The organism is Pokkaliibacter sp. CJK22405, assembly GCF_046614695.1.
Classification (GTDB): domain Bacteria; phylum Pseudomonadota; class Gammaproteobacteria; order Pseudomonadales; family Balneatricaceae; genus Pokkaliibacter.
On the sequence record NZ_JBKKHQ010000012.1, the window covers coordinates 299,378 to 324,320 of the forward strand.

Sequence of the window (24,943 nt, forward strand, 5' to 3'; positions counted from 1 at the left end):
TGTCTGATTACCACGGGTTCTGTACCCATTTCAGAAGAAGATTACGTGGATGAGCAATAAGGATTACAACGCCCAGGCGATCGAAGTTCTCAGCGGTCTTGATCCCGTTCGTAAACGTCCCGGCATGTATACCGAAACCGACCGCCCAAACCATTTGGCGCAGGAGGTTATCGACAACTCAGTGGACGAGGCGCTGGCCGGTCATGCTGATCAGATTGAAGTGACGGTCTATGCCGATGGCGCACTGAGTGTCACGGATAATGGCCGCGGCATGCCGGTGGATATCCATCCTGAGCATGGTGTCAGCGGCGTTGAACTGATCCTCACTAAACTCCATGCCGGGGGGAAATTCTCTCAGGGCAACTACCAGTTCTCCGGTGGTTTGCACGGTGTGGGTGTCTCTGTCGTGAATGCCCTGTCCAAACATCTGGAAGTGGAAATCAAACGCGGCGGTAAGGTGTATCGCATTACTTTTGCCGATGGCCACAAGCTCAGCGAGCTGGAGGAAATCGGTACCTGCGGCGTGCGTAATACCGGCACCAAGGTACGCTTCCTGCCGGATGCCAGCTATTTTGACTCGGCCAAATACAGCATTAGCCGTTTGAAGCACCTGTTGCGGGCGAAAGCAGTGCTTTGCTCCGGGCTTAAGATCGTCCTGATTGACCAAACCAAAGGTGAGACTCAGGAGGAGCGTTTTGAGTGGTGTTATCAGGATGGTCTGACGGACTATCTTGCTCAGGCCGCCAGCGAGTTTGTGACCCTGCCGGAGGAACCCTTTGTGGGCCAGTTTGCCGGCGAGCAGGAAGCCGTTGAATGGGCGGTGCACTGGTTGCCGGAAGGCGGTGACTTGCTGACCGAATCCTACGTGAACCTGATCCCGACTATTCAGGGCGGTACTCACGTGAATGGTTTTCGTACTGGCTTGCTGGAGGCGATGCGCGAGTTCTGTGAATTCCGCAATTTGCTACCCCGCGGCATGAAGCTGACGCCGGAAGATATCTGGAATCAGTGTGCCTATGTGCTGTCGGTAAAAATGCATGATCCGCAGTTTGCCGGACAGACCAAGGAACGCCTCAGTTCCCGGCAGTGTGCTCCCTTTGTCTCGGGTGTGGTCAAGGATGCGTTCAGTCTGTGGCTGAACAAACATATCGAGCAGGCCGAGAAGTTGGCGGAACTCTGTATCAGCCATGCTCAGAGTCGTATGAAGGCGGCTAAGAAGGTCGTTCGCAAGAAGGTGACTCAGGGGCCTGCGTTGCCCGGTAAGCTGGCGGACTGCTCCGGTAATGATGCTCTGGCCTCGGAACTCTTTCTGGTGGAAGGGGACTCAGCGGGTGGTTCGGCCAAGCAGGCGCGAGACCGTGAGTTTCAGGCGGTGATGCCACTGCGCGGGAAAATTCTGAATACTTGGGAAGTTGATTCCGGTGAGATTCTTGCCTCTCAGGAAGTGCATGATATTGCCGTCGCCATCGGTGTTGATCCCGGTGTGGAGGATCTTGGCAGCCTGCGCTATGGCAAAGTCTGTATTCTTGCCGATGCGGACTCCGATGGTCTGCACATCGCGACGTTACTCTGCGCCCTCTTTGTGAAGCACTTCCCGGCGCTGGTGAAGGCAGGACATGTGTTTGTCGCCATGCCTCCGCTTTACCGGGTCGACCTTGGTAAAGAGGTATTTTATGCTCTCGATGAAGCCGAGCGTGATGGCATTCTTGATCGCATCAAGGCTGAGAAAAAGCGTGGTCAGGTGCAAGTGACGCGCTTTAAAGGTCTGGGTGAAATGAACCCTCTGCAGCTGCGTGAAACCACGATGGCACGGGATACCCGCCGTCTGGTGCAGCTGTATCTGGAAGAGGGCGATGAGACCGCTGAAGTGATGGATATGCTTTTGGCGAAAAAACGTTCTTCGGACCGTAAGAGCTGGCTTGAGTCCAAGGGTAACCTGGCGGATATCGCCGTTTAACCTGATGCCTTACTTAGGCTGTTCGTGATTCGTTGTTTATGAAAAGTCCCTGTCAGAGGTTGGCAGGGACTTTTTTTTGCCAAGCGACTTCGCCGTTATTGGCTCAGTGAGTCATGCTCAGATGTTCTGACCAGAGGCTTCGAATCTGGTTCGCCAGCTCCATGGGGTTGAAGGGCTTGATGATAACACCCGCGGCCCCCAGTTCCTGATAGGACTCGACTTCCTGCGGCTGAACCTTGGCGGTCATAAAGGCCACCGGAATTTCATTCAGATCAACCAGTGCCTTGAGCTTCTCTAATGTGGCCGGGCCATCAATACCGGGCATCATGACATCCAGCAGAATAAAGTCTGGCTGGTAATCCCGTACTTTACTCAGCGCCTCCTGACCGGAACTGCAGGTCATGACTTCAAAACCACCGACATTGCACAGGGCCACGCGGGCGACGGCCTGAATCGAAGGATCATCTTCAATGTGCATGATCTTGGTGAGCTGATGCATTCCGTGTCCTCCATAGCTCGCAGACGGAGCTACCGGCTTAGTCGTCGATGATTGTCATAGGCTACTGCTTCTGATGACGTGGGCTGTTAATCCAGCCTAGCACACCTTTTTATATGCCGCCTGACAGGCGCTGAGCCAAGGTTTCAGGAGCTGGTTTTTAGCGTGGCCCGAGTGCGTCGCTCAAGCGCTACAGGGAGGGACACCCAGAAAGTGGTGCCTTCGCCGATGACGGTGTCATAACCGACAGAGCCATACATCCGCTCGGCCAGTTCCCGGCAGATCGACAGGCCCAGTCCGGTACCTCCCTTGTTGCGGGTGCTGGAGGAATCAGCCTGAGAAAACTTGGAGAAAACCTTGTCCTGAAACTCGGCAGGGATGCCCGGCCCCTGGTCGGTCACGCTGATGCGTACATATTCCCCTTCCAGCCGGGCATGCACCTGAACGTCACTGCCTGCGGGGGAAAACTTTGAGGCATTGGAGAGGTAGTTGGCGAGAATCTGCTGCAGACGACTACGGTCGACTTCAGCCTCGACATTGGCCACATCGGTGACCTTGAGCGTGACCTGATGCTGAGTGGCATAAGCCTGGGTGCTTTCCACCGCTTTGCGCAATGCCTCCGGGATCGAGACCGCTTCAAGGCGGAATTGCATCTTGCCTGCCAGCAGTTTTTCCATATCCAGCAGGTCATTAATGAGTTCCCCAAGGCGCAGGCTGTTCTCATGGGCAATACGCAGCAGCGGCTCCATTGCTTCCGGAATCGGCCCTACTGCGCCGCCCTGAATTAAGCCAAGGCTACCGCTGATGGAAGTGAGCGGTGTGCGCAGTTCATGACTGACGGTGGAGACAAAGTCGCGCTTCATGCTCTCAACGCGTTTCAGCTCTGACAGATCCTGGACCTGCACCAGCAGATAGGCTTTGCCGCCCATGGACTCCAGTAGCGCGCCACTTTCCCAGACATAGAGCCATTCTTCATTGGGCAGGCGGTAGCGCCGTTCCATTTCATAGTTGCGTTGCTCGCCGGAGATGATGCTGGAAAGCAGCTTGAGGAACTGATGCTGGTCTTCGGAATGACTGAGCCTGGTTAATGGAAGGTGGTTCAGTTCTTCAGGGCTGCGTTGCAAAAGCGCACAAAATGCCGGGTTGGCGATGCGCCAATTGCCATCCAGTTCAATGACCGCGATTCCCTGAGGTGCCGTTTCAAAGACCCTGACGAACTGCTCCTGACTGTCCTGCAGGGCGAGGGTCATATTCTGCTGGGCACGATTACTGCGGATCAGGCCAAAGGTCAGCAGCGCCAGCATGGAGGCGGTAACCACGACGATCAAATGGGAGAGCGCCATAAATTCGGCGTCTTGTGGTGCCTTCGGAAAGACGCTTAAAGACCAGTGGGTGTTGGCGGAAATGATGCTGGTTTCCAGCCGGATTGAAGGGTTTTCCACCGGGTTGATGTGCAGAGAGTGCGCCTCTTCGTCCTCAAGATTGACCAGATCCACACCGATTTTCAGGCTGTCGGCACGGCGCTTAAGAATCTCACTGAATAAATCCGCATTGATGACCGTACTGACCAGGCCCCAGTAGCGGCCATCATTGAGGAATACGGGTACCCGATAGATCAGGCCGATGCCGCCTTGCTTCAAATTGAGGGGGCCTGCCAGAGTCGGGCGATGCTCCTGTATGGAGCGTTTAACGCTGGGCCACTGCTGGGGTTGTTCCGGGTAATACAGCCCCAGTGCCGCCTCGTTGCCTTTCATGGGGTAGATGTAGCTGATGCGGTTGCCCGGTGCGAGGCCGATGTTGCGGATAAGCCGCCCCTGCTTCAGCAGTCCTTCCATCCAGGGTTTGAGCTCGTTGATATCCAGCTCACCATGCTGCGCCTGAATGTAAGAGACCAGTGCGGTGGCCAGATGCAGGGTCGCACTCAGCTCGGCATCAACCAGTGTGCGAACCTGCCCCAGCTTGGCTTGCAGCTCCTGCTGGTACTGACTCTCGCTGCGTGAGCGCTCCTGCAGGAGGAAGGCCTCGCCCAGCACCAACGCCAGCAATAGCACCAGCACAGCCTGCCAGACTCCCAGCAGGCGCGATGGCTTCTCGTTGGCTAAGTTGGACTGCTGGCGTAGCGGCATTCGCTGCTCCTGTGATGGAAACGGTCTGCAGTGACAGAGACTGGTTTCAGTATAGTTAGCCTGTGGCGTTAAGTGCCAAACCTGCCATGGAGGTGTTGGCGTCGGACAGGGTGCCAGACTGCGTCGTTGTATTTGCTGAATACTGCGTTGCATGGGCTGAGAGGCTAAGTCGGCGATACTTGATCCAGATCAATTCGCTTGTCGCCGTAACCCTTCAGCGCTGGCCTTTAACGGGTTTGCCTGAAAGATAGGCTTTAATAACAATGCACTATAGTACGTATAACCTCCAATTACAGAGTCTTCTTAATGAGCACTTCAACGCAGGAATCGGTCTCGCCGATTCAGGCTCTCTACAGCCTTCAAAGCCCGCGCTTGCTGATTATTTCGTTATTGGTCGTGCTGGTGACCCTACTGCTGGCAACAGCCACTTACCACTGGCACGCTGCAGATGATGAGTCTGCGCCTGCATTGGCGGCTCAGACTCTCCCTCTTGAGGTGGTGGCGCGACGGATCAGCAGTGGCTGGCATGAGCGCTCCCAATGGCTGGTGGCCAGTGCGCCGATCAGTCAGCGTTGTACTCAGGCGCGACAACACTCGGCGCCCTTTGCGATTGTTCTGCAGCAAGATGTTCTGACGTTGTGTGAGTTTGGTTCCCCTGAGGCGATTCGTTCGGCTCAGTTCTCCGTGGAGGAGGTGCTTGAAGGTGTTACCGGCGATGATCGGGGTTCGGCCTCTCCAACACTGTTGATAGGTCTTCATGTGAGGGGTTACACCAGTGATAGCTGGCTGGGCATGGCCACTCACTCTGACGCTCAGCGCGATGAGCAGCGAGAACTGTTGAAGCGTTATCAGCGAGCTCAACAGGGAGAAACCCAGTTCAATGGTGAGAGTGCACCGCTGAGTCTGGTCTATACCCTGACAGATGAAGCGTTACAGGGGCTGGAAGTGATGGGTCTTCAGGATGCCGCCCCGTCTTCGTCATTACTGCTTCTGCCCGGGTACGCCCTGGTGTTGCTGACGGTCGTGTTGCTGGGGCTGTTGGTGTTGTTGGTAATGGGGCACCGTAGTGAGCATCAGCGCCGATTGCTGGTGGCGGCGTTGAGTGCGGCAGCCAATGCCGTGTTTATTACTGACTGGCGCGGACGGATTATCTGGGTGAACCGGGCCTTTGAGAAACTGACGGGCTACACCCGTGAGTTTGCTGTGGGTAAAGAACCGTCGATTCTTAATTCGGGCAAGCAAAGCACCCATTTCTATCAGCGCTTCTGGACGACCATTGCCAAGGGCGAAGTCTGGCAGGGAGAGGTGGTCAACAAAACCCATGAAGGCGAGCTGATCACCGTCAATCAGACCGTTACTCCGCTGCTCAATAGCCAGCATCAGCCGCGTTACTATGTCGCCATCCATGAGAACATCACTGAGCAAAAGCGCACCGAGCAGCGTGCGCTCTATCTTGCCCGCCACGATACTCTGACCCATTTGCCGAACCGGCACTGGTTTCATGAACTGCTGCAGGAGGCGCTGGAAACCAGTGACCATCTGGGGCTTATCTATCTGGATCTTGATCGCTTCAAGGAAGTGAATGACAGTCTCGGCCACCCGGCGGGGGATGCTTTACTTATAACGCTGGCTAACCGCTTTCGTGCCATTTTGCCCGGAGGTGATTTGCTGGCGAGGCTGGGGGGTGATGAGTTTGCCTTTATCGTTCGTTCCTGTCGGGATGAAAATGAACTGGCGGTAATGGCCTCACAGCTACTGCAGGTGATCCGCGAGCCGAGCTACTGGCACCATCAGCAACTGTCGATCAGCGCCAGCCTTGGCGTTGTGTGCAGCGCACCGGATATGGATGCTGCCATGCTGGTGCAGGCCGCCGAACTGGCCATGTACAACGCCAAGGAAAGTCGCAGCGGCTATGCCTTCTTTGATGTCAGTCTGAGTGAACGTCTCAAGCGCAAGAATTATCTTGAGCAGAAATTGCGTCAGGCGCTGGAGCATGAGGGCCGTGGTCTGTGGATTACCCTGCAGCCGCAGCTCAGTCTCGAGACAGGCGAGCTGGTGGGAGCGGAAGTGCTGGTGCGCTGGGAAGAAGCCAGTCCGGGGGAGTTTGTGCCTCTGGCCGAGGGCAGTGATCTTATCCTGACGCTGGGCGACTGGATCATGGAAGAATCGCTCAAGGCCTTATGCGCGCTGGATCAGCAGCATATTGTCCTACCGCGGCTGTCGATTAATTTCTCCGCCGCACAGTTACAGCGTATTCCGGTGGCGGATCGTCTTTATGAGCTGATTTGCCGTTACGGTATTGACCCTCAACGCATTGAGGTGGAAATCACAGAGACCGCACTGATGCAGCCCGGTGAACAGGTACGGGAAAATATTGCGACCCTTCGCAAGCTGGGCATTGGTCTCGCGCTCGATGATTTCGGCACCGGCTACTCCTCTTTATCCATGTTGAAAGACTGGCCGGTACAAGTGGTAAAAATTGATACCTCCTTTGTGCGCGAGATTGGCATATCCTCAACGGCTGAAACCATTATTCGCGGCATGATCGCCATGACCGGCAGTATGGGTTTGAATGTGGTTGCCGAAGGCATCGAGGAACCTGCTCAGCGGGACTTCCTGCGCGCCTGCGGTTGTGACATGGGGCAGGGCTACCTTTTTGCCAAACCTCTGGCGCCTTCCACCTTTGTACAGTACTGCCGACAGCTATCCATAGCCGAGCCTTTGGACATCAACAGGAATATATAGGGATATGAAAATTTTCCAGTGCCAGTGCTGTGGTCAGCGGCTTTATTTTGAAAACACCCATTGTGAGCAGTGTGGTGCGACGCTGGGCTTTATCCCCTCACGCTCTCGTTTGGTGGCGCTGGCTCCTGCCGAGATGGCGGGCAGTTTTCATGTGGTCGATGAGCCTCAGGGGGTGGCGTGGCGTTTCTGCTCAAACCACCAGCAAGGTGTCTGTAACTGGCTGGTTCCGGAGAGTCAGGCGGAAGAATTCTGTCCGGCGTGCGCCCTGAACCGGACGATCCCTGATCTTTCCGTGCCCGCCCATCATGAGCGCTGGAAAGCCATTGAGATGGCGAAGCACCGTCTGGTCTACGGTCTGATTCGTCTGGGGTTACCGCTGGAGAGTAGCCTTGAGGATCATGCGCTGGAGTTTGATTTTCTGGCCCCTGATGCTGAAGCGCCGGTGATGACCGGGCATGCGAACGGTCTGATCACCCTCAATATTGAAGAAGCCGACTCCGCCAGTCGTGAGCAAATGCGACAGCAAATGGCAGAGCCCTATCGCACACTGCTTGGCCATCTTCGTCATGAAATTGGTCACTTCTACTGGGATGAATTGCTCCAGACCGAAGAGCGTCGTGATGCTTTTCGTGCCCTGTTTGGCGATGAGCGCGAGGATTATGGCCAGGCCCTGAATCGACATTATGAAAACGGTACTCCTGCGGGGTGGGAAAATACCTGGATCAGCGCCTATGCCAGTGCTCATCCCTGGGAAGACTGGGCTGAAACCTGGGCGCACTATCTGCACATGATCGATACGCTGGAGACGGCCCATGTCTTTGGTGTGAGTGTCGAGCCGCAGGTCGCCGATGAGGATGAAAGCGAAACCGATATCCGTCTTGATCCTTACCGCACCCCGGAATTTGATGAGCTGTTTGAGGACTGGCTACCTCTGACCTTTGCGGTGAACAGCCTCAACCGCAGTATGGGACAACCTGATCTCTATCCCTTCGTGGTTGCGCCCAAAGTCCTTGAAAAGCTTCGCTTTATTCACGACCTGATTCGCGAAACCCGACGTGCCCGCGCGCGGCAGGAGCTGGTCTAAAGACTGTGCATTCTTACAGTAGTCGCTATACAATGCCCCTTTCGTGAAAGTCCGGCAGTGAAGGATTCTATGACTGACACTACGACCGATAATCGCTCTTTTGATAACGGCGGCTTCGAGCGTCTGCCCCTCAAGGTGTACACGGAAAAGGCCTATCTGGACTATTCCATGTACGTCATTCTGGACCGCGCACTGCCGCATATCGGCGATGGTCTGAAGCCGGTACAGCGGCGCATTATTTATGCGATGTCCGAGCTTGGGCTGCGTAACTCCGCCAAGTACAAGAAATCGGCCCGAACCATTGGTGACGTGCTGGGTAAATATCACCCCCACGGTGACAGCGCCTGTTACGAAGCGATGGTGCTGATGGCTCAGCCTTTCTCCTACCGCTACCCGCTGGTGGATGGTCAGGGCAACTGGGGCTCGGCGGATGATCCCAAATCCTTCGCCGCCATGCGTTATACCGAAGCGCGACTGGCAGCGTTTGCAGACCTGTACCTGGGCGAACTGGGTCAGGGCACAGTGGATTGGGGCCCGAACTTTGACGGTACCATGGATGAGCCCCTGGTTCTGCCGAACCGGCTGCCCGGCGTCCTGCTTAACGGTACAACCGGTATTGCCGTGGGTATGGCGACAGACATTCCCCCGCACAATGCGCGAGAAGTAACCTCGGCCTGTATTCGCCTGCTGGATCAGCCCGAAGCGACGTTGGAGCATCTGCTTGAGCATGTGCAGGGGCCGGATTATCCGACCGAAGCGGAAATCGTCACTCCGCGCAAAGAGCTGAAAGACATCTACCGTACTGGCCGTGGTAGTGTGAAACTGCGCGCCCATTACGTGGTGGAAGACGGTGATATCGTCATCACCGCGCTGCCTCATCAGGTATCAGGCGCCAAAGTGCTGGAGCAGATCGCTCAGCAAATGCAGGCCAAAAAGCTACCTATGGTCGCGGATCTGCGCGATGAGTCGGATCATGAAAACCCGACCCGCCTGGTAGTGATTCCCCGCTCTAACCGCGTGGATCTTGAAGCCCTGATGATCCACCTGTTTGCCACCACGGATCTTGAGAAGAGCTATCGCGTCAATCTCAATATGATCGGTCTGGATGGCCGTCCTCAGGTCAAAGACCTGCGTACTATTCTTGTGGAATGGCTGAGCTTCCGTGAAATCACGGTGCGGCGCCGTTTGCAGTATCGCCTAGACAAGGTCATTGATCGTCTGCATATCCTTGAAGGTTTGCTGGTTGCCTATCTCAATATTGATGAAGTGATCCGCATTATCCGTGAGGAAGATGAACCCAAGGCTGAGCTGATTGCCCGCTTCTCGCTGTCTGATATTCAGGCCGAAGCGATTCTCAACCTGCGCTTGCGTCATCTGGCCAAGCTTGAAGAGATGCAGATTCGTGGCGAGCAGGATGAGTTGGAAGCGGAGCGCAAGCACCTTGAGCATTTGCTTGGTGACCAGGCGGCACTGCGTAACCTCATCAAGGATGAGCTGACCGCGGATGCCGAGAAGTTCGGTGACGAGCGCCGCTCTCCCATTTGTGAGCGTCAGGAAGCCAAAGCCTTCAGCGAAACCGATCTGCTCAGCAATGAAGCAGTCACGGTGGTGCTCTCCAAGCAGGGCTGGATTCGTTCCGCGAAAGGCCATGATGTGGATGCCGAAGGCCTGAGTTATAAGTCCGGCGACAGCTTTATGCTGGCGGTGAAAGGACGCAGTAACCAGCCAACGGTACTGCTCGACAGTGCAGGGCGGGCTTATACGCTGGCCACGCATACACTGCCTTCTGCCCGTGGGCAAGGCGAGCCATTAACAGGGCGCATTAACCTGCAAAGCGGGGCGCAGATCGTTAATGCCTGCCTGGGCGATGAACAGCAGCGTGTGCTGCTTGCCAGTGATGCCGGCTACGGTTTCGTGACCAAAATTGCCGAACTGGTGGGTAAGAACCGTGCCGGTAAGGTGGTGTTGAGTCTGCCGGAAAAAGCGCAGTTAGTGGCACCTGCGATGATTCCCGCCACCGATGACGAGCTGCAAGTGGTGGTGGTCAGTAATGAAGGCCGTTTGCTGGTATTTCCGCTGGCAGAGTTGCCGGAGCTGGCGAAAGGTAAGGGCAACAAGATGATCAATATTCCCTCAGCACGTGCCCGTAACCGTGAGGAGTTTATGTCGGCCATGGTGGTGATGCCTCGCAGTGCTGGTCTGGTGGTCAGTAGCGGCAAGCGCGATATGCGCATTAAAGCGGATGATCTTGATCACTATCGTGGTGAGCGTGGCCGTCGCGGCAGCCTGTTGCCTCGTGGCTTCCAGCGTGTTGATGGCTTGTCCTGGGAAAGCTAGGCCGAGTCAGATAGACGCTCCAATAAAAAACGCAGCTCAGGCTGCGTTTTTTATTGTCCGTAATGGAGATTTCGCGTCAGAGAGCGGGCTGCTGCTTTTAGTTGTGGTCACTGGCGACCTGATAGTAAGGGTCTTCAATCAGGTTTACTTCCACCAGCGACTGCGCCTTCTTGTTGAGCAGGGTCTTGCACTTAGTGCTCAGGTGGCGCAGGTGCAGCTGCTTTCCTGCCTGCTCGTAGCGCTCGACCAAATGCTCAATGGCTTCGAGCCCCGAGTGGTCATAAACCCGTGAATAGCGGAAATCGAGCACAATGCGCATGGGATCCGTGGCGGGGTGAAACAGGCTCTGGAAAGAGCGGGCCGAGCCAAAAAACAGGGGGCCGTGCAATACATACACCCGGGCATCGCCTTCGTCATGAGTCAGTACGCGAACATGCTTGGCGTGCTCCCAGGCAAACCCCAGTGCGGACACCACCACCCCTGCAGCCATGGCCAGCGCCAGATCGAAAAAGAGCGTCATCAGCATGACCAGAAGCGCTACCAGCTGTTCAGTCCTTGGCACTTTGCGAATCAGCCGAATCAGGGATGACTCAAACGCCGTGAACGCCACCATCAGCATGATGCCGAGCACCACGCCAAGCGGAATATAGCTCAGCCAAGCCTCGCCGCGGATCACTATCAGAATCAGTAATACGGCAGCCGTCAGGGTGGAAAAGCGGGAACGGCCGCCACTTTGCAGATTAAGCAAGGTCTGGCCGAAGTGACCGCTGGCGGGTAGTCCGCCAAAGCAACTGCTGATGAGGTTACCGATTCCCTGGGCGAGACATTCCTGATTACTGCGCCCGCGGGTGTTGGTCATATCATCGGTCATGTTCAGCACAAAGAGGCTTTCACTCAGGCCGGTAATTGCCAGCAGTAAGGCATAAGGCAGCACGATGCTGAGGCTTTCGGTATCCAGTGGCAGTTCCGGCACCTTGAGGCGCGGTACGCTGCCGGTCCAGGCGGTCACATCACCAAGGGTCGTGACATCCATGCCGATCAGATAGAGCACACCACTGACAACCACGAGTGCGAACAGCGCCGCAGGGACTTTTGGCAGGTAAAAAGGCAAGTAGCGCAGGATCAGTAAGGTCGCCAGCACAACGCCCATCAGGGTGAAGAGCGGCTCGCCTGTCAGCCAGTGGGAAAGATTATCGGGGTTACGAAAGAGGTTGAGCTGCTGGCGGAATATTTCGATCGCCAGACCGCAAATGGATCCGAGAATCACCGGCTGCGGCAGCATGCGGATGAACTTGCCGAGTTTGAGGCCCCAGGCAATCAGCTGGAAAAGTCCCATGAGCATCAGACAGGTGAAGACGTAACGCAGGCCGTAATTTGCGCCGAGATGAGCGACAACGACGACCAGTGCAGGGGTTGTCATGGCCGCCATGGCAGGACGTCCACCCAGAAGGGAGACAACCACCAGCATCATAATGGCGGTATACAGGCCTGTCAGGGGCGCAAAGCCTGCGGCGAAGGCGAGGGTCATGGCTTCGGGGACCATCGTTATAGCGAGGGCAATTCCCGCCAGAAGGTCGAAACCGGCCCGCTGGCTCCCTCGTGTTAGCGTAGCTAGCATGGTGTTGCATCCCTGAGAGCGAAATCGGATTCTAGAGCAGAGGCTGTAATCAGCTCAAGCGACGGGCTGTTGCGCGGCGCGGAATTATACCCCTGATACTCTCCTAGGTGTGTTCTTAACCTACTGAGTTCCAAGGGAATTGCGGGTTCTAGCGCTGCACAGGACGCTTTTGCAGCTTTCGTTGCAGTGTGCGTCTGTGCATGTTCAGGGCGCGTGCGGTGGCAGAGATGTTGCCGTCATGCTGTTGTAGCACCTGCTGGATATGTTCCCACTCTAGCCGAGCGGGTGATAATGGCGCCTGTTCGAGGGGCTGCTCCAGGCCGGATTCTGTGGCATCAAGGGCCCGGATGATATCAGCGACTCGTGCAGGTTTTGGCAGATAGTTACGTGCCCCAAGCTTGATCGCTTCCACGCAGGTGGCAATGCTGGCGTATCCCGTGAGCACCAGAATGGCCAGATCAGGCTGTAGTGCCAACAAGTCTGGCAACAGCTTCAGCCCTGAGCGCTCATCCAGATTGAGATCCAGTGTGGCAAAGTCATAGTGCTGTCGATGCAGTAGCGCGAGCGCCTGCTCTTCCTGATGCGCCACATCGACCTGATAACCCTCACGCTCCAGACCCCGCTTTATAAGAGAGGCGTACAGGTCATCATCTTCAACGATCAGCCAGCGTGAGTTCATGGGCTTAGCGCCTCCAAACTGCAGGACAGCGTACAGCAGGTTCGGCCCTCATCAATGTTCTCCAGCGTGACGGTGCCGCCCAGCTGCTCAAGTGTCGTCAGAGTCAGAAAGAGACCAATGCCCAAACCACCACGGCGATACTCCTGAGCATCCGTCGTGTTACCGGGCTGATTAATGATATGAATCTGAAGTTGTCCTTGTGCAGATTGCCGTGACCAGCTCAGTTCAACGGGCGAGCCTTCATCGCTGGCATCCGCCGCATTGTTCAGCACATTCAGGATGGCCAGCGCCAACGAGGGTGGTGCGCTGGCTGTAAAGTCTTCCTCGGCTACAACATCGCGAATCGTGCAGCGGGCATCGGGGCGCATCAGGTGCCAGCGTTTGACGATACTTTCTAGCCAATTGCCGAAGGCTTCAGGCTGGGGTGGAGCTTGCTCGCTACGCTTGACCATTGCCAGCAGGTTGTCTTTACAAATTCTCAGCTGCTGCTCCAGCAGGTCCAGATCTTCCTGTGTCGCCGTGTCCCGATGACGCTCTCTGACTTCATCGGTCAGTAGCTGGATCGTACCCAGAGGTGTTCCCAGCTCATGGGCCAGCCCTGCCGCTTCACTGGCCAGATTCAGCAGATGCGCATTTCTAAGGCCATATTCCCGCGCCACTTGCAGGGCCTGCTGTTGCTGATGAAGGGTGCGCGCCAATCGACTGATAAACACCAGCAAAAAACTGCTGATGACCAGAAAGTTCAGCCACATTCCCCAAATATGCACATTGATCAGACTGACCGGGGCATGGGGATCGGGAGGTAGATGTGCGGGAAAGATAATCAGCAGGGTATAAATCAGGGTGGCAACACAGGTGAGCGTCGCGGTGTAAGGCAAGGGAAGCAGCAGTGCTGAAAACGCGACAGGCACCAGCAGATAAGAGACAAAGGGGTTACTCGGCCCGCCACTTTGATAGAAGATCAGCGCCGTCAGCACCAGGTCCGAGAGTAACTGCAGCAGCAGTTCAGGCTGATCAATATCGCCTCCCTGACGATAGCGGTACACCGAGTAGGCTTCCAGAATTCCCAGCATCAGTAAGGTGACGATCAGGCCTGGCCAGGAAAGGGTCAGATGCAGATAGAAATCGGCAGCCAGCAGCACCACAACCTGTCCCGCCATAAAACCCAGGCGCATCAGAATCATATCCCGCAAGAGGGTGCGGGAGTGTTGCTGGTTCGCCTGAGTTACTGTCAAAGCCATGATTCCTTAACTGCCGGGTATCAAACGGCGCTGCGAATGATGGCAGCAGTATACAGAACTACAGGCCTTCACTTAAGCCAACACGAGAGTGAGGCTTGTTACATACGCCGGAGGGTTTGATCGTTTTTTGACCATGTTTTCGTCGAATACTGGCCAACTTCGCAGCTTGTGAAGCAAATGTTAAAGCTGTTTCAAGTTGTTTGGGGGAATCGTGTACAGCGTCATTCCATTGTATTGTTACCTTGTAGCATTCTTCTGCACACATTGTTTTTCGCAGCAACGTAATTGCCTGAAAATACGATGAAAAAGAACGATTTGCAGGACTGTCCCCGTTAGTGGCGACAGCAGGGCAAGGCCAAAAAGGACGGTTTTGCCGCCTCTCAGTCAGTACGAGCGCACCATGTCTTCTCAAGATTCGTCTTATAACAATCCGGTTTCCACAACTCAGCCAACGGACTCGCAAGATGCGGAGGTCTCGTCAGGCAAGGGGTTAAGCCGTCGACACTTTTTGGCCGCGGGTATTGCGCTGGCAACGGTCAGCTCGGTAGCGAAAGCTGCGGCTCAGGCTGTCACCGTTCGGGAGCAGGGTGAAGGGCTGCAGATTACACTGGTGGGACCTGCTCGTTCCTTTAAGGTGTTCAGCCTGAAGGGGCCGGATCGCTTGGTGATTGATGGTCCCGCAGACAGCATGACCTCAACTGCGATCTCCCATGAGTTGCAACGTTTGAAGAGCCTGCCATGGCTCTCGACCTGGCGCTTTAATCCCAGTCATCAGGGTAAGTTTCGTCTGGTGCTGGAGTTTACGGGCGCAGCCTCCTTTACCCGCCAAACCCTCGCCGGCGGCAAGGAGGTCGTCAATCTGGTGCCATCGAAGGGAGCAGGTGCTGTCGTTGCAAAAAAAGAAGTACGTAAGCAACGCAAAGAAATTATTGTCCTCGATCCCGGTCATGGTGGCATTGACCCCGGCGCTGTAGGCAGTCGTGGGACGAAAGAGAAACATGTCGTCCTGGAAATTGCTGAGCGTGTTCGTGAGCAGTTTAAAGGGCGCAGTAACATTGACATCGTCTTTACCCGTGACCGCGATATCTTTATCCCGCTACCTGATCGCCGGGACTTTGCCCGTGACCGTAAAGCGCGTCTTTTTGTCTCGCTGCATGCTGATGGCTTTACTGATCCAAAAGCCAACGGTGCCTCCGTTTTCACCCTTTCCGAGCGGGGCGCCAGCAGTACCATGGCACGCTTCCTCGCAGAAAAAGAAAATGCGGTGGATGAGATCGCCGGGATCAAATACTCCAAAGATAACGATGCTTTGGCCCGCACCTTGCTGGATCTGGTTCACACCAATACGCGAAAAGAGAGCATGGAGTTAGGGGATTTTCTCGTTGGCTCCATCAAGCAGGTGCATCATATGCACAGCCGCCATCTGGAACATGCCGCCTTTGCGGTACTCAAATCGCCGGATGTTCCCTCTGTTCTGGTGGAAACGTCCTTTATTACCAATCTTGAAGAAGAGCGTATGCTCAGCAGTGACAGCTTTCAGCATAAGATTGCCAAGGCGATCAGTGGTGGTATTAACCGCTTTCTTACCTAATTAAACCTCTTGGTTGGAATTTGTTGACACTGCCGGAGTAGCTTCCTAGAGTCCCGAAGGTTTAGAGTCATAAGCGTGCCCCGCAAGGGCCGCGTACTGATTCAGCGTCCTTATTACCCCCGGGATGGGAGAAGTCTCCATGGCGACCGCGTACCGAAGCGCCTTTGTTTATTGTCTGGAGGACCCCTCCAAAGTCAGCCCGGATCAGGCAATGGTTTATGAGCCTGATGGCCTGCTGGTGGTTGAGGAAGGCAAAATCATTGCGTCAGGTAAGGTGGAAACCCTTCTTCCTACGCTCCCCGCCGGAACTGAGGTGATCACCTTCGCTGATGCGCTGATCATGCCGGGTTTTATCGATACCCATATTCATTATCCACAGATGGACGTCATTGCTTCTTACGGCGAGCAGCTGCTTGACTGGCTGGAGCATTACACCTTCCCTGCCGAAGGAAAGTTTGCCGATGCCGGGCACTGCCAGCAGATCGCCGAATCCTTTCTGGATGAGCTGATGGCTAACGGTACGACGACAGCGCTGGTGTTTGGGACGGTTCATCCTCAGTCAGTGGATGCTTTCTTTACGGCAGCAGAAGCGCGTGGCCTTCGCATGATTGCGGGCAAAGTGCTGATGGATCGTCATGCGCCTGATTTTCTGCGCGACACTCCTGAGCAGGGTGATAAGGACAGCCGGGAGCTCATCAAGCGCTGGCATAACCGCGGGCGTCTCAGTTATGCCGTTACACCTCGTTTTGCACCCACCAGTAGTGATGAACAGCTGACGCTGGCGGGAAAGCTTCTGGAAGAATTTCCTGATGTGTATCTGCACACACATCTGGCTGAAAACCTGGATGAAGTGCGTTGGGTGAGTGAGCTGTTCCCGGCAGCTTCAGGCTATCTGGATGTTTACGACCGTTTTGCGCTGCTTCGTCCCCGCGCCGTTTTTGCTCATGGTATCCACCTTGATCAGGCTGAATTTCGACGGCTCGCTGAAACAGGATCGGCCATTGCCTTCTGCCCGACCTCCAACCTCTTTCTTGGTAGTGGGCTCTTCAATCTGCGAGGGGCTAAAGAGGAGGGAGTGGAAGTCGGCCTTGCGACCGATGTGGGTGGCGGCACCAGCTTCTCTTTACTGCAAACATTGAATGAAGGCTACAAAGTTCAGCAGCTGCGTGGTGACAAACTGCATCCTTATGAAGCCTTCTATCTGGCAACCCTTGGGGGAGCGCGAGCACTGCATCTGCAGGATCGTATCGGCAGTCTGGCAGCAGGTCATGAAGCGGATTTCGTCGTGTTGGATGCCAGAGGTACGCGTCTGATGAGCCAGCGTATGGCCAAGGCCGCCTCGCTGGAAGAGCAGCTCTTCGTTTACATGATGCTGGGGGATGACCGGGCCATTCGTGCGACCTATGCCAATGGCCAGTCGCAGTATCAGCGTGAAGTGTGCAGTTAACTGAGGCTTTGATTGTTTAATCAGGGTATTTCGGCCAAAATAGCGCCAATTTCCCGTTTAAGTCATAACCTGCTTCGCCGAAGTTTTGGCAGAAGCCCAACGTTCAGAAGATAAAGACTCATGTCCACTTCCCGCATGCCGGCTGATATCGCCAAGCGGCGCACTTTTGCGATTATTTCGCACCCTGACGCCGGTAAGACCACCATCACTGAGAAGTTGCTGCTGATCGGTCAGATTATTCAGCAGGCCGGTTCTGTTAAAGGACGCAAGGGCGACAAGCACGCAACTTCGGACTGGATGAGCATGGAGCAGGAGCGTGGTATCTCGATCACCTCCTCCGTGATGCAGTTCCCCTACAAAGAGCGCATCGTCAACCTGCTGGATACACCGGGGCACGAAGACTTCTCGGAAGATACCTACCGTACGCTGACCGCCGTTGACTCGGCGCTGATGATCGTCGACGGCGCCAAGGGTGTCGAGGAACGTACCATCAAGCTGATGGAAGTTTGTCGTCTGCGTGACACGCCGATTCTGTCCTTCGTCAACAAGATGGACCGCGACATTCGCGACCCCATCAGCCTGCTGGATGAAATCGAAGAAGTTCTGAAAATTCAGGCGGCACCGATCAACTGGCCTATCGACATGGGGCAGTTCTTCAAAGGGGTTTATAACCTCTACACCGACACTATCCATGTCTTCACGCCGGGCCAGGGCCACACTCTGCAAGATGATATTCGTATCGAGGGTCTGGAGAGTCAGGAAGCGAAAGATTACCTGGGTGACCTGTGGGAAAACTTTGCCGATGAAATCGAACTGGTGCGTGGTGCCAGTCACGAGTTTAATCTTGAGGATTACCTTTCCGGCAAACTGACCCCGGTTTTCTTTGGTACGGCATTGGGCAACTTTGGTGTGCGTGAAATGCTGGATGGTTTTGTCGAATGGGCCCCAGCGCCGATTCCCCGAGCGACTGAAAGCCGTCAGGTTGAACCGGGTGAGGAGAAGTTCAGTGGTTTCGTCTTTAAAATTCAGGCGAACATGGACCCTAAACACCGCGACCGTATTGCCTTCCTGCGTATCTGCTCCGGTAAATATGAGCAGGGCATGAAGCTTCGTCATTGCCGTATCAATAAAGATGTTCGTATCGCGGATGCGGTCACCTTTATTGCCGGTGAGCGTGAAGCGGTAGAAACCGCGTGGGCGGGCGATATTATTGGTCTGCATAACCACGGCACGATTCAGATTGGTGATACTTTCACTGAAGGTGAAGTGCTGAAATACACCGGTATTCCACACTTCGCGCCTGAACTGTTCCGCCGCGTGCGTCTTAAGGATCCGCTGAAAATGAAGCAGCTGCAGAAAGGTCTGCAGCAGCTGTCTGAAGAAGGCGCGACTCAGGTATTCCAGCCGATCGACAAGAATGATCTGATTCTCGGTGCGGTCGGTGTGCTGCAGTTCGAGGTTGTCGCATTCCGACTGAAGGATGAATACAAGGTCGAGTGTATTTATGAGCCTGTGAACGTCTCCACTGCCCGTTGGGTGGATTGCCCGGATGATAAGAAGTTTGAAGAGTTCAAGCGTAAGTGCTCTGAGAATCTGGCGATTGATGGCGGTGGTTTGCTGACCTATCTGGCGCCGACCCGAGTGAACCTGAGCCTGTCTCAGGAGCGTTATCCTGATGTGGTGTTCCGCGCGACCCGCGAGCACTAAGTGTATCCCACCGGCGGTGCAAACCGTCGGTATTGTATCCTCAGCCGGAGGGTGCAAATGTCTCCTCAGCCCATGGGTTGTAAACGCCTTGGCCTCTGGGGTATACAGCAGTAAGACTTCTCAGCGCGTTAACCGTTTAGTACGTTTGCCTATTCGTCCCTGGACTGTGCCAGATTCATCCTCTGGCTATGTTCCAACCGAGCCGTGGATAGACTGTACCCATGAAAAAGAATTTTCCGGTAACACAGAAAAACATCCCTCTGCAGGCTGATCAGGTACTGATTTCCGGTACCGACCTCAAAGGCGCCATGACCTACTGTAACGACGAGTTCGTTAAGGTCAGTGGCTTTAGTCGCGACGAACTCATCGGGCATAATCATAATGTGGTGCGTCACCCGGATGTGCCACCCGCGGTTTATGCGGATCTCTGGAGCAGTCTCAAGCGCGGCGACAGCTGGATGGGAATCGTCAAAAACCGTGCTAAAAACGGCGATCACTACTGGGTCGATGCGTATATCACTCCGATCATGGATCAGGGCCGGGTTGTCGGTTATGAGTCCGTTCGTCATCCTGCCAGTGCTGCCCAGATCAAACGCGCTGAGTTACTTTACGGCCGTCTTAATGATGGCAAGTCAGCGCTGACTTTTGCTGAGCGCTTTTCGCCTCTGTGGTGGCCGGTCATCTTTACCTTTATTACCGGCGTCCTGGGGATGCTCATTCGTGAGCTTGTTCCAAGTCATGCGCTTGCCTGGGGGCTGAATATTCTGGTGATCCTGCTCTCCAGTGCCGGTGTTTATTACCTGATCAAAAAACCTCTGAATGCCTCGCTTGGGCAGGCGCGAAAAGTGTTCCACAATCCGCTGGCGAGCTTCATGTATCAGGGGAGAGTGAATGCTTTTACCGATATGGCGACATCTGTCTATGCACTGAAGAGTCGGGCCCGTGCGGTGGTTCAGCGCCTCTCATCCAGTGCGCGCGTGGTGTCTCGCGAAGCGCTGGATTCACAGGCACTGGTCAAGGATGTTTGTACGGGTATTGGTCATCAACAGCATCAGGCGACCGAGCTGGCAACGGCGATGGCGCAGATGGCAGAATCCATTGCTGATGTGGCCCGCCATGCCAGGGAATCTGCGGATGTGACCGTGTCGGTTGATCAGCAGGCAAGAGACAGTCGCAAGGTACTGGATCAGACTATTGGTACGATTCAGAATCTGAACCAAAGTGTGCAGAACACGGCGGAAGTGGTGTCGCGGCTGGCAACGCAATCCAATGAGATTGGCAGTTTCGTCAGTGCGATTCATGGCATTGCGGATCAGACGAATCTGCTGGCATTAAATGCGGCGATTGAAGCCGCTCGTGCCGGTGAGCAGGGGCGTGGTTTTGCTGTAGTGGCTGATGAAGTGCGAAGTCTGGCTATTCGTACCCAGGAAGCCACAGAGCAGATTCAGGAAATCATCAGCGCATTGCAGAATGAGTCCGAGAATGCTGTTGCTGCCATCAGCCGCAGTCGTGAGGGCACGGAAGCGAGTGTCAGTCAGGTGCAAAATGCCGGCGATGCGCTTTCTCGTATTAGTGATGGAATGACGGATATTCACCGTCGCACAGAGCAGATTGCCACGGCTGCTGAGCAGCAAAGTACCGTTGCAGGTACGATTAACGATAATGTGAGTGTGATTACCCGCGCCGCAGAAAATATGCAACAACAGGCTAACCTGACTGCCGACTCGGTCGAGCGGGTGCGTGAACAGGCTGGTCAGCAAAGTCAGCTGGCTGAGCGGTTGTCCTAGCTGACGAGCTGAGCTTTCGGCTTCGTAAATTTTCAGGAAAGATTCATGACAGAAGTAGGCGCCAGGCAACAGGATCCGGCGTTGCGAATTGCCTCAGGACGAAAGCCCTTCGTTGAGCCCATGCGGCTTGGGCAGCGTTTAAAAGACATTCGCTTGAGTAATAACTGGACGTTGGAGGATGTGAGCCAGCGTACTGGATTGGCACGCTCGACGCTTTCAAAGATCGAGAATGAGCAGATTTCCCCAACCTTTACAGCGGTACAGAAGCTGTCCGCGGGTTTGGGTATTGATCTGCCTCAGCTTTTTGCGACACCAAAGCGCAAGGAAAAGCCCATGGGGCGTCGTGATATGACACGCCTTGGCGAAGGGAAGTCTCATCCGACGACCACCTATGAGCACGAGCTGCTGTGCACCGAGTTTGCCAATAAGCGCATGATTCCTTTCAAAACCATCGTTCACGCTCGTGCCTTTGAAGACTTCAGTGAATGGGTTCGGCACGATGGCGAAGAATTTTTGCTGGTCATGTCCGGCGATATCATGCTTTATACAGAGTTCTATGAGCCTCTGGCGTTAACCACTGGCGACAGTCTGTATTTTGATAGCAGCATGGGTCACGCAGTGGTTTCGCTGAGTGAGGATGATGCGGTAATTTTGTCGGTGTGTTCATCCTGAAGGTCGTCTCGTTGTTCAGGTCTTCCCGAGGAGTGTGAGTGAAGGTTCTAGTCACAGGGGCCTATGGTCAGGCCGGTAGCGCTATCGTCTCCCAGTTAAAGCAGCAGGGTTTTGTGGTTGAGGCCGCATCGCACCGGATGCTGGATATTGCCGATCTGTCCCAGATTGAGGCCATGCTTGATCGCGTTCAGCCTGCGTTTATTGTTAATGCTGCGGGCGTGGCGGATCTGGCGAGTTCAGAGCAGTCTCCTGATCGTTGCCGGCGTGTGAATCAGGAAGGTCCGGCTTTCCTTGCGACGGCTGCTCAAGCACGCGGCATCGGTTTACTGCACCTTTCCTGTGGCTGGGTTTTTGATGGCATGCAGAGCAGCCCGTATAAAGAAGATGATCCGATTCGCCCTGTGGGGCGCTTGGGAGAGAGTAAGTGGTTGGGTGAGGAAGGTGTTCGTCGTCACTGTCAGCGACATATCATTCTGCGTACCCACTGGCTGTTTAGCGGCCATGAGCAGGGCGAAGTTGCGCGGGTTCTGCAAATGGCGCGTACTGAGCCGCAAATTCGTGCGCTGGTAGATCACATTGGCCAGCCTACTGCGGTTTCAGACCTGGCGCGGGTAGTAACGGCAATTCTTCAGCAGCTTTCCTGTGGCGTGCAAGAGTGGGGTACTTACCACTACGCCAGTGCCGAATACACCAGTAAGTATGGTTTCTATGAGGCGATCCTGGCGCAGGCTCGACAATACATTGCGATTGCCTGCGATGAATTGATCGGTGCCGAGGCTGCACAGGAGCCTGGTGCGATCCCGGCAAGACCCAATCAGGCGCGGCTGGACTGTCGCAAAATTCGCTATGTGTTTGGTATCGGTCAGCGTCCCTGGAGGCAGTATCTGCAGGGTATGCTGACCGAAATGTGTGACCCGGTAATCTGATCAGCTGATAAAAGGTAGTGGGTTTTTGGTGATGGCCACACTAACGATATAGGCCAGATCCAGCCAGCAGAGTGCCAGTGCAAATACACGTACCTGCTTGGTTTTGCCGCGCTTCAGTGCGATGGTGCCAAGTACGATATAAACCACCAGACCGATAATCTTGGCGGTTAGCCAGCCCACGCTAAAGGGGTTGATGCTCATGATAAAGAGCAGGGCGATAGCGCTGACCAGTAAGCCGGTATCAATGATGTGGGGCAGAATGCGCACCCACTTCTTCTGCAATGCGGCAGAGTCTGCCAGCATCCAAATGCCTCGTAAGGTGAAGAGCACAATACTCAGGGCCACAAAAGTGACGTGAATGTGCTTGAACGCAAGATAAAGCATAGAGTCTCCCGGCGGTATCGTTAGATGGCAGCATCATTCTGATGGAAGTTGTCTGCCATTGAAGTGGCCTGATAATAACAAAAACCGGGGTGATCGCTATCACGGGGCTGCCTTCAACCGGGCTTTGCTTTAAAATGCCGCCTTCGCAAAGACAGGTATTCTGCGAGATGCCTAGCTGCGCCGGTTAAACACTAATGAGGAGCAAGATGACTTCATCGTCGAATGACGCCTTCCAGGATATTCGTCCGTACGAAGACGCCGAGGTAAGGGGTGTTCTTAGTCATATCCTGTCCGATCGTGAATTTACTGATGCGATTGTGCGTTTCAAGTTTCCCCGACTTCATGGAAGTTTTGGCTGGGCGTTACGCCCGCTGGTTTCTTTTGCTCTGAAGCGTCAGGTGCGTGGCATCGATTCTGTCAAAGACTTCCAGCAGGTCGTCGAGGACTACATGGACAAGATGATCCATAACAGTACTCGTGGGCTGGAAATTACCGGTATCGATAAGCTGGACCCTAATCAGGCCTACCTCTTTGTCTCCAATCATCGTGATATTGCGATGGATCCGGCATTTGTCAATTTTGCACTTTGGCATAATGGCCACGAGACGGTGCGTATTGCCATTGGTGATAACCTGCTGCGTAAAGAATACGTCAGTGACCTGATGCGCCTTAATAAGAGCTTTATCGTCAAGCGCTCGGCGAAAGGCGTGCGTGAGATGATGGCTACCTATCTGACCCTGAGTCATTACATTGATACATCAATTAGTGAAGGCCACTCCATCTGGATTGCTCAGCGTGAAGGTCGCGCCAAGGATGGGCAGGATGTGACGGATCCGGCCATCATCAAAATGTTCTACATGTTCCGCAAAAAAGAAAAAATGGCGTTCCCGGATGCCATGAAGAAGCTGCATATCGTTCCTGTCAGCATTTCCTATGAGTACAACCCTTGTGATCAGCAAATGGCGCGCGAGCTTCATGCCGTGGCTGAGCATGGTTCTTATGAAAAGTCTCAGTTTGAGGATATTCAGAGCATTGTTCGCGGCATTGTTGGCTATAAAGGTCATGTGCGGGTTGCCTTCGGTGAGCCGATTGCCGAGCCGCCTGAAAATGCTGAAGCATTAGCAGAGCTGTTGGATGAAAAAATCCTGCGCCAGTATCAGCTGCATGACTCCAACTATGTGGCGGCACGACGTCTTGGGCTGGAGGTTGACTGTAAGGTTGATGCTGCACAGGAGCAGCAGTTTGATGAGCGTATGTCTTCCTTGAATGAAGCTCAGCGTGCGTATTTTCTTGAAATGTATGCGGCGCCGGTACGACGTCTTGCTGCGCTGGAAGCCAAGGAGTCCGCCTCGTAATGAAGTTCATCGCCTTTTTGCGGACGTGTTTGTTTTATCTGGTGTACTTTCCCTCCGTCATCAGCTATTCGCTGATTTGTGTTACCTGTTTTTGCTGGGTGCCTTACAAGCATCGCCATCCACTCGTGGTTTTGTTTAACCGGTTTTTTATTCGCTGGTTACGATTGAGTTGTGGTGTGCGCTATGTGGTGCAGGGGCAGGAAAATATTCCTGATAATGGTCCCTTCGTGTTGGTGGCTAACCATCAAAGCCAATGGGAGACTTTCTACCTGCAAACGTTGAAGCGACCGCTGGTGACTGTGCTCAAGAAAGAGTTGTTGAACATCCCTTTCTTCGGCTGGGCGTTGCGCTTGTTGCGTCCAATTGCAATTGATAGAAGCCAGAAAGCCAACGCTCTGAAGCAGATTTTAAAACAGGGTAAGGTGCGTCTTGAGCAGGGTGAGGGTTTGCTAATTTTTCCTCAGGGAACACGGTTGGATCCGGGCGAGCTGGGAACCTTTTCCAAAAGTGGTACGGTGCTGGCGTGTAATAGCGCAGCAGCATTGATTCCCGTTGCTCACAATGCCGGTAGTTGTTGGCCAAATAAAAGATTTATCAAATACCCAGGAACGATTTACGTAAGCTTCGGGCAGCCTATTGCTACAGAGGGCCGTAAGACGGACGAAGTGCACGCCGAGGCGGTAAGCTGGGTTCAGGTTGAAATGGAGAAACAGCCTCAGAAGTTGCCTGGTTAACTTTGCAAAGGCGGATAGTTGCGGCTGATCAGGAAGGCGAAATAAAAAAAGGACAGC

The 24,943-nt window shown here is 54.5% G+C and carries 18 protein-coding genes; 12 read left to right on the forward strand and 6 right to left on the reverse strand.

All coding sequences use genetic code 11. The features are described from left to right. Positions 1-49: 49 nt before the first annotated feature. A complete protein-coding gene (gene parE / locus ACKC9G_RS08560; RefSeq protein WP_411404527.1) occupies positions 50-1,957 on the forward strand; it encodes a DNA topoisomerase IV subunit B in 1,908 nt (635 codons plus the stop codon). Positions 1,958-2,060: 103 nt separating this feature from the next. On the opposite strand, the gene ACKC9G_RS08565 is transcribed toward parE, so the two are convergent. Next, entirely contained in the window at positions 2,061-2,456 is a 396-nt protein-coding gene (locus ACKC9G_RS08565) for a response regulator (RefSeq protein WP_411404528.1), read from the reverse strand. Between the two features lie 143 nt (positions 2,457-2,599). Further along, positions 2,600-4,579 (reverse strand): ATP-binding protein, encoded by a 1,980-nt coding sequence (locus ACKC9G_RS08570; protein ID WP_411404529.1) that lies wholly within the window; start codon positions 4,577-4,579, stop codon positions 2,600-2,602. A gap of 306 nt (positions 4,580-4,885) precedes the next feature. Here ACKC9G_RS08570 and ACKC9G_RS08575 point away from each other — a divergent pair, with 306 nt between their 5' ends. The 3 genes from ACKC9G_RS08575 (at position 4,886) to parC (ending at position 10,745) form a co-directional block, all read left to right on the forward strand. Next, on the forward strand, positions 4,886-7,324 hold the full coding sequence (locus ACKC9G_RS08575; protein ID WP_411404530.1) for a putative bifunctional diguanylate cyclase/phosphodiesterase: 2,439 nt from the start codon (positions 4,886-4,888) through the stop codon (positions 7,322-7,324). A 4-nt stretch (positions 7,325-7,328) separates the two neighbouring features. After that, a complete protein-coding gene (locus tag ACKC9G_RS08580; protein ID WP_411404531.1) occupies positions 7,329-8,408 on the forward strand; it encodes a putative zinc-binding metallopeptidase in 1,080 nt (359 codons plus the stop codon). A 69-nt stretch (positions 8,409-8,477) separates the two neighbouring features. Then, on the forward strand, positions 8,478-10,745 hold the full coding sequence (parC, locus tag ACKC9G_RS08585; protein ID WP_411404532.1) for a DNA topoisomerase IV subunit A: 2,268 nt from the start codon (positions 8,478-8,480) through the stop codon (positions 10,743-10,745). Between the two features lie 97 nt (positions 10,746-10,842). Here parC and ACKC9G_RS08590 read toward each other — a convergent pair whose 3' ends face one another. The 3 genes from ACKC9G_RS08590 to ACKC9G_RS08600 all read right to left on the reverse strand — a co-directional run bounded on the left by ACKC9G_RS08590 (position 10,843) and on the right by ACKC9G_RS08600 (position 14,283). After that, positions 10,843-12,363, reverse strand: a complete 1,521-nt coding sequence (locus ACKC9G_RS08590; RefSeq protein ID WP_411404533.1) for a SulP family inorganic anion transporter — start codon at positions 12,361-12,363, stop codon at positions 10,843-10,845. Between the two features lie 148 nt (positions 12,364-12,511). After that, on the reverse strand, positions 12,512-13,042 hold the full coding sequence (locus ACKC9G_RS08595; protein WP_411404534.1) for a response regulator transcription factor: 531 nt from the start codon (positions 13,040-13,042) through the stop codon (positions 12,512-12,514). Further along, positions 13,039-14,283, reverse strand: a complete 1,245-nt coding sequence (locus ACKC9G_RS08600; protein ID WP_411404535.1) for an ATP-binding protein — start codon at positions 14,281-14,283, stop codon at positions 13,039-13,041. Before ACKC9G_RS08600 ends, ACKC9G_RS08595 begins: the two co-directional genes overlap by 4 nt. Before the next feature lie 400 nt (positions 14,284-14,683). Between ACKC9G_RS08600 and ACKC9G_RS08605 the strand changes: the two genes are divergently transcribed. From ACKC9G_RS08605 to ACKC9G_RS08630, 6 genes are all read left to right on the forward strand, one after another. Next, the gene (locus tag ACKC9G_RS08605; protein ID WP_411404536.1) at positions 14,684-15,874 is read left to right on the forward strand and encodes an N-acetylmuramoyl-L-alanine amidase; all 1,191 of its coding nucleotides are present in this window, start codon (positions 14,684-14,686) and stop codon (positions 15,872-15,874) included. Positions 15,875-16,013: 139 nt separating this feature from the next. Then, positions 16,014-17,321, forward strand: a complete 1,308-nt coding sequence (gene guaD / locus ACKC9G_RS08610) for a guanine deaminase (RefSeq protein ID WP_411404537.1) — start codon at positions 16,014-16,016, stop codon at positions 17,319-17,321. Between the two features lie 120 nt (positions 17,322-17,441). Continuing rightward, entirely contained in the window at positions 17,442-19,028 is a 1,587-nt protein-coding gene (locus tag ACKC9G_RS08615; protein WP_411404538.1) for a peptide chain release factor 3, read from the forward strand. 221 nt (positions 19,029-19,249) lie between these two features. Then, positions 19,250-20,815 (forward strand): methyl-accepting chemotaxis protein, encoded by a 1,566-nt coding sequence (locus ACKC9G_RS08620; protein WP_411404539.1) that lies wholly within the window; start codon positions 19,250-19,252, stop codon positions 20,813-20,815. 45 nt (positions 20,816-20,860) lie between these two features. After that, positions 20,861-21,487: a helix-turn-helix domain-containing protein gene (locus tag ACKC9G_RS08625; protein WP_411404540.1), complete on the forward strand. Its 627-nt coding sequence runs from the start codon at positions 20,861-20,863 to the stop codon at positions 21,485-21,487. Between the two features lie 38 nt (positions 21,488-21,525). After that, positions 21,526-22,413, forward strand: coding sequence for an SDR family oxidoreductase (locus ACKC9G_RS08630; RefSeq protein ID WP_411404541.1), 888 nt, complete (start codon positions 21,526-21,528; stop codon positions 22,411-22,413). On the opposite strand, the gene ACKC9G_RS08635 is transcribed toward ACKC9G_RS08630, so the two are convergent. Next, positions 22,414-22,797: a SirB2 family protein gene (locus ACKC9G_RS08635; protein ID WP_411404542.1), complete on the reverse strand. Its 384-nt coding sequence runs from the start codon at positions 22,795-22,797 to the stop codon at positions 22,414-22,416. Between the two features lie 206 nt (positions 22,798-23,003). On the opposite strand from ACKC9G_RS08635, the gene ACKC9G_RS08640 reads away from it, so the two are divergent. Both ACKC9G_RS08640 and ACKC9G_RS08645 read left to right on the forward strand, forming a co-directional pair. Beyond that, positions 23,004-24,152: a 1-acyl-sn-glycerol-3-phosphate acyltransferase gene (locus ACKC9G_RS08640; protein WP_411404543.1), complete on the forward strand. Its 1,149-nt coding sequence runs from the start codon at positions 23,004-23,006 to the stop codon at positions 24,150-24,152. Continuing rightward, entirely contained in the window at positions 24,152-24,886 is a 735-nt protein-coding gene (locus tag ACKC9G_RS08645; protein WP_411404544.1) for a lysophospholipid acyltransferase family protein, read from the forward strand. Before ACKC9G_RS08640 ends, ACKC9G_RS08645 begins: the two co-directional genes overlap by 1 nt. Positions 24,887-24,943: the final 57 nt, after the last annotated feature.